Here is an 8,807-nt window from a genome sequence, read left to right as displayed (position 1 = left end):
GGTGAGCGGCGATCCCGGGCCGGTTTGCTGTCGGCCCGGGCCGCGCAGGGTCCGGTCGGCACCCGAGTGGCGCCCCTGTGGGCCGTACGGGCGAGCGATCCCGGCCCGGTTCACCGTCGGCCCCCCGGCCCGGCCCGGAAGGTCCCAGGCGACCACCGCGGCGACGAGGCCGACCTCGGACCTGAGCGCCGCCTCGGCGCGGGCCATGCTCACCACCCACCGGACCTGTAGCCGCGCCTTCGCCGGCTGTCCGGCGGCCGTGCCCCGTCGTCCGGATGCTCGGCCACCGCCACCGCCACCGCCACCGGAACCGTGCTGTCGGCCATGTCGCCCCTCCCGGGCGGCCCCGCGGCACCCCCACACCCCGGTCTCGCGGGCCCGCACGCGTGATCGGCCGGCGGAGCGCCGACCACCCCATCKGTCGGCAGCGCGGACCGCGCCTCGACGCGTCAACGCCCCCGCACCCGGCATCCCGGCGGACTACCTGATCAACCTTCGCGCAGGTGATTCACCTGGTCGCGGCCCATGCCGATCTTCCGAGGCGTCGTTAGGCGCAATGACCACGGCCGAACCGGCCGGGACCGATCCAGCGGAAGGAAACCGACAGAGATGTACGGCACGCGACGTATCACGGTTGTGGCCTCGATCGTGGGAATGCTGATGGCCGTTCCCGCCGGCATGGCCACGGCCCATGCCGGGGACGGCGACGCGGGGGCGGGCGGTGTGCTGTCCAACCTCTCCGGCAGGAACTCCTCCGGCCACGCCAACCTCTGCGGCACGGGCAAGGTGGCGCTGTTCAAGGAGCGCACCTGTGTCACCAAGGACGACCGCAAGGGCGGCGGCAAGGGCGGCGGCAAGGGCGGCGGGGACCAGGCGGGCCCGAGCGGCGGTGTCCTGTCCAACCTGCTCTTCGCCCGGAACGCCTCCGGCCACAGCAACAACTGCGGCAACGAGACGGTGGCGGTGTTCAGCAGGACCACCTGCGTGACCAAGGACCGCTCCGGCCACTGACGGCCGCACCGGTTCAGTGAAGAGAGGGGCCTCGATGTCGTCACCTTCATTGTGCGTGGGCGTGGTAGCGCCACTGACGGGTCGACTGGCCCCTCTCGGTTCGCCGCTGTCGTATGTGCTGCGCGCCCTGGCACCACGGCTCGAGCACATCCGCAACGGCGGTCGCCGCCACGACGTGACCGTCGCCGTGCGCGACAGCCGCTCGGATCCCGGCGCGGCCCGGCAGGCCGTACGGGACCTGGCCGGCACCGACGGGGCGAACCTCGTGCTCACCATGGCCGGGACGCGGGTCCTGCCCGCCGTCACCGATGCCTGCGAAGAGGCCGGGGTCCCCTGTGTGTCGACCACGTTCCCGTGGCAGGCGTACGTCGACGCGCGTGGTGCCGAGCCGGGGCACCGCTTCCGGTGGACGTACCACTTCGCGTGGGGACTGGACGACATCGCCGCCGTCTTCGCCGACCTGTGGGAACGCGTCGACGGCTCAGCCGCCGTCGGGTGCCTGTGGAACGACGACCTGCAAGGGCAGTTGCTGCGCCACGACCGGTACGGCTTCGCCCCGGTGACGTCCGCACGCGGGCACACCCTGGTCGACCTCGGCGCCTACCGGGAACCGGCCGACGGCTTCGCCGTACAGGTCGGGCGCCTGCGCGAGCACGGTGCCGGCCTCGTCACCAGCGCCGCCACCGCCACCGACCTCGCCCTCTTCCACCGCCAGGCCCGGGAGGCGGGGCTGCGTCCGCGGCTGATCACCTGCTCGCGCTGGCTGACCTACCCGCACACCCACACCACCCCCGCCCCCGACGTCCACGGCGAACTCGCCGACGCGCGCGTGGCCACCCTCGTCTACTGGAGCCCCGGCCACCCCTACCGCTCCAGCCTGGACGGCACCACCTGCGCCGAACTCGCCCACGCCTACCGGCAGGACACCGGCGCCGCCTGGCTCCAGCCCCTCGGCCTCGCCCACGCCCTGGTGGAGACCGCCCACCACGCCCTCACCGTCGCGGCCGACCCCACCGACCGGGCGTCCGTCGCGCAGGCCCTCGCCGGCACGACCCTCGACACCATCGCCGGCACCCTCGACTTCACCCGCGGCCCCACCCCCAACATCGCCCTGCTGCCGCTGGTCGGCGGGCAGTGGCAGCACGGCCCGGGCGGCCCGCGCCTCGCCGTCGTCAGCAACACGGCGCTCCCGGGCGTCCCGCTCACCGGGGAGCTCACACCGGCGCGGTGACGGCCGATGCCGCCACCGCCCGCCGCAGGTGCTCCCCGGTGAACGAACCCCGCGCGTCCAGGAGCTGTCGCGGCGTCCCCTCGAAGACGATCTCGCCGCCGTCCCTGCCGCCGTCCGGGCCGAGGTCGATCACCCAGTCGGCCCGGGCGATCACATCCAGGTTGTGCTCCACGACGACGACCGTGTTGCCCGTGTCGACCAGCCGGTCCAGCAGGGCGACGAGCCCCTCCACGTCCGCCATGTGCAGCCCGGTCGTCGGCTCGTCGAGCACGTAGACCGCGCCCGTCCGGTGCAGCCGGGTTGCCAGCTTGATGCGCTGCCGTTCGCCGCCGGAGAGCGTGGACAGGGGCTGGCCGAGCGTCAGATACGTCAGTCCGACGTCCCGCAGGGCACGCAGCCGGCGCCGTACGCCCGGGTCGTCGAAGAAGCCGAGCGCCTGCTCGGCCGTCATCTCCAGGACGTCGGCGATGGAGCTGCCCCGCACGGTCAGCCGCAGCACCTCCTCCTTGAAGCGCCGCCCTTCGCAGTCGTGGCAGGTCGTCGTCACCGGGTCCATGAAGGCGAGGTCGGTGTAGATGATGCCCCGGCCCTCGCAGGTGCCGCAGGCGCCGCTGGAGTTGAAGCTGAAGAAGCCCGCCTCGGCTCCCGTCTCGCGGGCGAAGACCTTCCGTACGGTGTCCATGATGCCCAGATAGGTCGCCGGGGTGGACCGGCCGGAGATCCCGATCGACGACTGGTCGACGACCACGGCGTCGGGGTGCGCGGCGGTGAACTCCCCGACCAGGGTGCTCTTCCCCGACCCCGCCACCCCGGTCACGGCCGTGAGCACCCCGGCCGGGAACCGCACGGTCACGTCGCGCAGGTTGTGCCGGCCGGCGCCCTTGACCCACAGCTCGCCGTCGGCCTGACGCACCTGTTCCTTGACCGCCGTACGGCGGCGCAGACAGCGCCCGGTGAGCGTGTCCGACGCGGCCAGTTCGCCCGGCGTGCCCTCGAACACGACGCGGCCGCCCTCGGCGCCGGCCCCGGGCCCCATGTCGACGACGTGGTCGGCCAGCGCGATGACGTCCGGGTCGTGCTCGACGACCAGCACGGTGTTGCCCTTGTCGCGCAGCCGCAGCAGCAGATCGCCGAGACGGCCCACGTCGCGCGGGTGCAGGCCGACACTCGGCTCGTCGAAGATGTACGTCATCCCGCTCAGGCTGGAGCCGAGGTGCCGCACCGTCTTCAGCCGCTGCCCCTCCCCGCCGCTGAGGGTCGCCGTCTCCCGGTCGAGGCTGAGGTAGCCCAGACCGATCGCCTCGACGCGCTCCAGCGCGGCCACGGCCGCTCCCGCGATGGGCCCGGCCACCGGGTCGTCGATCTCCTTCAGCACGGCGATCAGGTCCGTGACCTGCATCCGTGTGCAGTCGGCGATGCTCCGGCCGCCGATCCGGGTGGCGAGCGCCGCCGCGTTGAGCCGCGCTCCATGACAGACCGGGCAGGTGCCCTCCACCAGGAACTCCCGGACCAGGTCGCGGGTCTTCTGGCTCATGGCCGACAGGTCCCGCTTCAGGTACAGCCGCTCGAAACGGTCGGCGAGCCCCTCGTAGTCGGTGGTCCAGGTGCCGCCGCTGCCGTTGACGGTGACCTTGCTGCCGGGCCGCCCGCGCATCAGGAACGCGCGCTCGGCGGCGGTGAATCGCCCCACCGGCTTGTCCGGGTCCAGGTCGGCGCTGTTCGTGTACGCCTGGCCCTGCCAGGTGCCCGCGGCGAACGGCGGGAAGCGGACCGCCCCGTCCGCGAGGGAGCGGTCCGGATCCAGGATGCGGTCCCAGTCGGGCCGTACCGTCCGGCCGAGGCCGTCGCACTCGGGACACATGCCCGACGGGTCGTTGAACGAGTAGGCGGTCGCCGGCCCGGCGGTCGGGACGCCGTGCCGGGAGAACAGCACACGGATCACCGAGTAGATGTCCGTCATGGTGCCGACGGTCGACCGCGAGTGGCCGCCGACCGGCCGCTGGTCGACGACGATCGCGGGGGAGAGGTTCTCCATGCCGTCCGCGTGCGGCCGCTCGTACTTGGGGAGCCGGTTGCGGACGAACCAGGGGTACGTCTCGTTCAGCTGGCGCTGCGACTCCACCGCGATCGTGTCGAAGACGACGGACGACTTCCCCGACCCCGAAACGCCGGTGAACACGGTCAGCCGGCCTTTCGGGATGCGGAGGGTGACGTCCTTGAGGTTGTTCTCTCGGGCTCCGGTCAGGGTGATGACGTCGTGCGGGATCACATCGTGCTGGAAGTCGGTCATGCCACCGACGCTAGGCGGGAAACCCGACAGCCTCTGACGTGATTTCCTTCAGCTCTCCGTCCTCCAGCAGCAGCCAGCGCGTGATGCCGATCGACTCCAGGAACGGCAGGTCGTGACTGGCCACGATCAGCGCCCCCTCGTACGATTCCAGGGCCGTGGTCAGCTGCCGCACGCTCGCCATGTCGAGGTTGTTGGTCGGCTCGTCCAGCATGAGCAGTTGCGGCGCGGGCTCGGCCAGCATCAGCGCGGCCAGCGTCGCCCGGAAGCGTTCGCCGCCGGACAGCGTCGCCGCCTTCTGGTCGGCCCGGGCGCCCCGGAACAGGAAGCGGGCCAGCCGCGCCCGGACCCGGTTGTTGGTGGCGCCCGGCGCGAACCGGGCCACGTTCTCGGCGACGGTCCGCTCCCCGTCGAGGACGTCGAGCCGCTGCGGCAGGAACCGCAGCGGTACGTGCGCCGTCACCTCGCCCGACTCGGGTGCGAGCTCCCCGGTGATCGTGCGCAGCAGCGTCGTCTTGCCCGCGCCGTTGCGCCCGATCAACGCGACCCGCTCGGGACCGCGCAGTTCGAAACCGCCCGCCGCCCGGGCGCCGTACCGGAGCCCCAGATCCTGGAGGGTCAGGACCGTACGCCCCGGCGGCACGGCCGTGTACGGCAGGTCGACGCGGATCTCGTCGTCGTCCCGCACGGCCTCCGCCGCCTCGTCCAGCCGCTCCCTGGCCTCGGCGAGCTTCTCCTCGTGCATGATCCGGTGCTTGCCCGCGGACTCCTGCGCCGCGCGCTTGCGTGCCCCCATGACGATTTTCGGCTCGCGCTTCTGGTCCCACATCTTCTGCCCGTACCGCTTGCGACGGGCCAGCTTGACCTGGGCGTCGGTCAGTTCGCGCTTCTGCTTGCGGAAGTCGGCCTCGGCGACGCGCACCATGCGCTCGGCCGCCTCCTGTTCGATCGCGAGGGCCTCTTCGTAGGCGGAGTAGTTGCCGCCGTACCAAGTGATCTCCCCGGAGCGCAGGTCCGCGATCTGGTCGACGAGGTCCAGCAGTTCCCGGTCGTGGCTGACGACGACCATCACGCCCGGCCAGGACACGACGGCCGCGTACAGCCGCCTGCGCGCGTACAGGTCGAGGTTGTTGGTCGGTTCGTCCAGCAGCAGCACGTCGGGGCGGCACAGCAGCAGCGCGGCCAGCCGCAGCAGCACCGACTCGCCGCCCGACACCTCGCCGATCGTGCGGTCCAACTCGACGTGTCCGAGACCCAGTTCGCCGAGGGTTGCCAGGGCGCGCTCCTCCACGTCCCAGTCGTCGCCGAGGGTCTCGAAGTGCGCCTCGGCCACGTCGCCCGCCTCGATGGCGTGCAGCGCGGCCCGCCGGTCGGCGATGCCGAGCGCCTCGTCGACGCGCAGGGTGGTGTCGAGCGTGACGTTCTGCGGGAGGTACCCGACCTCGCCGGCCACGCGGACGGTGCCGTCGGCCGGGGCGAGTTCACCGGCGATGAGCTTCAACAGGGTTGATTTGCCGGATCCGTTGACGCCGACCAGGCCGGTCCGGCCCGGGCCGAAGGAGACGTCGAGGTCCTCGAAGACGGGGGTGCCGTCGGGCCAGGTGAAGGCGAGGGAGGTGACGGTGATGGAAGTAGGCATGCGGGCCTCTTTCGCGGTTGCTTGATGCGGTCAGGGGCAAACGCGTGTCGAGACACCTGCGACCAGCAAGGAGGCTCCAGGGGCATGAGAAAAGCCCTGTACCGGAGGACGGCTCGAACGCCGAGGTCGCACGCAGCGCACCCACACGACGGGGGTGACGCGGTGTCTCAGGACCTCAGACGAGCAACGTCCTTCTCCAATCGGCGGCAACAGGACGCTGAACAACGTACGAGGGGGCGTCGGGCCTGTCAACGAATTAACGTGAGACCCGATCTTCCCTCCCCGAGGAGGCCCCGTGCCCAACGGCCCGCTCTCGCTGCCGGCCCGGCTCTGCCTGCTGGCGTGGGACCCCGCGCGGCCGGCGGGCGCCGGCACCGCCCATCTGCCCGGTCCGGTACGGGCCGGTGCGCTCACCGAGCTGGCCTGGCGCGGCCTGCTCGTCGACCAGGACGGCATCGCCACGCCGGTCGACCTGGACTCACGCACCGGTGACGCGGTCCTCGACGGGCTGCTGGAACTCGTCCGCGAGTCGTACCCGCACTCCTGGCGGACCTGGGTGACGCTGCGCTCGCGGGTGACCCTCGACGCGGTGCGGGAGCAGCTGGTGGCCGAGGGGTGTCTGCGGGCGGAGAAGAAGCGGGTCCTCGGGGTGTTCCCGTCCGTGGAGTACGCGCTGGAGCGCGTCGCCGTCGTGGAGGCGCTGCGGGAGGAGACGCGTCAGGTGCTCCGGGGGCCGCAGCCGGTCGCCGGGATCTCCGAGCGGGACGCGGCGCTCGTGACCCTGGCCGCCTCGGCGGAACTGCTCCCCGGAGAGGACGTCCGCGCCCACGAGCGGCGCGTGCGGGAGCTGGCGGAGCGTGCCGTGGCGTCGGAGCCCGGGCTCGGGGAGATCGTCCGCGAGATCCGTACGGCGCTCGCCGCGACGGCGACGGCGACGGCTCTGCCCTGACGGTGAGCGGGTGGGCCGCGCCGCGGCCCTGGCCGCCGTCGCCAGGGTCGCAGGCGCCGTGACGGCGGACGTCACACGGGGACGTCAGCTCAGCACGCGTCCCGCATCAGCTCCGCCAGGCCGTGGTCCAGATCCAGCTGGAGATGCTCCAGCCCGACCGGCACCAGCTCGCTCGTGGCCTCCAGGAACCGGCGCACCTCGCCGGAGCGGACGTGCACGACGGCGGTGCCCTCGGGAGCGTGGAACTCCAGCACCGTGCGGTCGTACCCGTACGGCCGCACCCGTACGTCGCCGTGGCCCTCGGCGCTCTTGAGGCCCGCGGCGAGCAGCTCGCGGGAGAAGGTCCAGCAGACCTCGACGCCCTCCAGCGTGGCCGGGGCGGGGAAGGTCATGCGGACGGCGAACGGATCACGTCGGTCGTAGTGGAGCGTCGCGGGAATGCTCGGCATACGCGGCGCGGCGGCGACGAGGCGGGCCTCCACGGGCTGCTCGATGACGATGGACAACGCCTTGCTCCCTTGTGACGGCTGGACGGGACACTTCCGGGCGGATGAGGCCGGGCACTGGAAGAGACGACGGAATCAGCCAATCCGTGCACACGAAGTGCGAGTGACCTCTGTCACCGCCTTCATGCACCGGAGTGACGTGGCTCTCCTCGTGTGCCGTGCAGGGCACTTGTGACGCCCACCGGACCACGCGGGGCACGGGCGAGGCCATCTGGACGGCACTCCGGGGGTGGGCTAGCTTCGCCGGCCATGAGGCGCTTGGGGACCACGCGACGGACGGGACGGACACGGAGCAGGGCGACCGGAGCGGCGGCGGGCGCGGCGGCGCTGCTCGCACTCGCCGCCCTGACAGCCGTACCGGCGCAGGCGCACGAGCCGGAGCGCCGGGTGCCGCACTGGGAGCTCAAGGACACCGGCACTCCGGAGGTGCGGTTCCGCGGCCTGGCCGCCGTCAGCCGGAACACCGCCTGGCTCGCCGGGACCGGTGGCACCGTCCTGCGCACCACCGACGGCGGTGCCACCTGGCGGAACGTCTCGCCGCCGGGCGCGGCGGAGTTGCAGTTCCGGGACGTCGAGGCGTTCGACGCGCGGCGGGCCGTCGTCCTGGCCATCGGCGAGGGCGAGGCGTCCCGTGTGTACCGCACCGACGACGGCGGGGTGACCTGGACGGAGTCCTTCCGCAACACCGACCCGAAGGCCTTCTACGACTGCCTCGCCTTCTTCGACCACCGCCACGGCCTGGCGATGAGCGACCCGGTGGACGGGAAGTTCCGCATCCTGTCGACCCGCGACGGCGGCCGTACCTGGAAGGTGCTGCCGGACGAGGGCATGCCGGCGGCGCGGGAGGGCGAGGCCGGATTCGCCGCGAGCGGCCAGTGTCTGGTCACCTCCGGGCCGAAGGACGTCTGGCTCGCCACGGGCGGGGCCGCGCACGCGCGCGTGCTGCACTCCGCCGACCGGGGACGCACCTGGACGGCCACGGACGCGCCCCTGCCGGCGGGCGACCCCGCCCGGGGCGTCTTCGCGCTGGCGTTCCGCGACCGCACCCACGGTCTCGCCGTCGGCGGCGACTTCACCCCCGGCCGGCCCTCACCGAACGCCGCCGCGCGCACCGGCGACGGCGGCCGCACCTGGCTCCCCGCCGCCGCGCCCCCGCCCGCCTACCGCTCCGGCGTCGCCTGGCC

Annotated in this window: 8 protein-coding genes; 4 read left to right on the top strand and 4 right to left on the bottom strand. The window is 72.8% G+C overall.

The features are described 5' to 3' along the window. Positions 1-207, bottom strand: a 207-nt coding sequence (locus CA983_RS47325; RefSeq protein WP_208637108.1) for a hypothetical protein, incomplete at its 3' end; no start/stop codon positions are given. A 402-nt stretch (positions 208-609) separates the two neighbouring features. Between CA983_RS47325 and CA983_RS36165 the strand changes: the two genes are divergently transcribed. Further along, positions 610-1,011, top strand: coding sequence for a hypothetical protein (locus tag CA983_RS36165; protein WP_086604973.1), 402 nt, complete (start codon positions 610-612; stop codon positions 1,009-1,011). A gap of 55 nt (positions 1,012-1,066) precedes the next feature. After that, positions 1,067-2,242: an ABC transporter substrate-binding protein gene (locus tag CA983_RS36160; protein ID WP_244207238.1), complete on the top strand. Its 1,176-nt coding sequence runs from the start codon at positions 1,067-1,069 to the stop codon at positions 2,240-2,242. Here the strand turns inward: CA983_RS36160 and CA983_RS36155 are convergent. Further along, on the bottom strand, positions 2,226-4,532 hold the full coding sequence (locus CA983_RS36155; RefSeq protein ID WP_086604971.1) for an ATP-binding cassette domain-containing protein: 2,307 nt from the start codon (positions 4,530-4,532) through the stop codon (positions 2,226-2,228). The two genes, CA983_RS36160 and CA983_RS36155, sit on opposite strands and share 17 nt — an antisense overlap. 10 nt (positions 4,533-4,542) lie before the next feature. Continuing rightward, positions 4,543-6,168 (bottom strand): ABC-F family ATP-binding cassette domain-containing protein, encoded by a 1,626-nt coding sequence (locus tag CA983_RS36150; RefSeq protein ID WP_086604970.1) that lies wholly within the window; start codon positions 6,166-6,168, stop codon positions 4,543-4,545. Positions 6,169-6,463: 295 nt separating this feature from the next. Between CA983_RS36150 and CA983_RS36145 the strand changes: the two genes are divergently transcribed. After that, a complete protein-coding gene (locus CA983_RS36145) occupies positions 6,464-7,117 on the top strand; it encodes a GOLPH3/VPS74 family protein (protein ID WP_086604969.1) in 654 nt (217 codons plus the stop codon). 89 nt (positions 7,118-7,206) lie between these two features. On the opposite strand, the gene ssgD is transcribed toward CA983_RS36145, so the two are convergent. Then, positions 7,207-7,623 carry a spore wall synthesis regulator SsgD gene (ssgD, locus tag CA983_RS36140; protein WP_086604968.1) on the bottom strand — a complete coding sequence of 139 codons (417 nt, stop codon included), beginning with the start codon at positions 7,621-7,623 and terminating at the stop codon, positions 7,207-7,209. 249 nt (positions 7,624-7,872) lie between these two features. Here ssgD and CA983_RS36135 point away from each other — a divergent pair. Continuing rightward, on the top strand, positions 7,873-8,807 hold a 935-nt coding region (locus CA983_RS36135; protein WP_244207237.1), incomplete at its 3' end, for a WD40/YVTN/BNR-like repeat-containing protein.

Source organism: Streptomyces swartbergensis, from assembly GCF_002148965.1.
Lineage (GTDB): Bacteria > Actinomycetota > Actinomycetes > Streptomycetales > Streptomycetaceae > Streptomyces > Streptomyces swartbergensis.
Note: the sequence above shows the minus strand (reverse complement) of the source record. Positions and strands in the feature narration are given on the sequence as shown.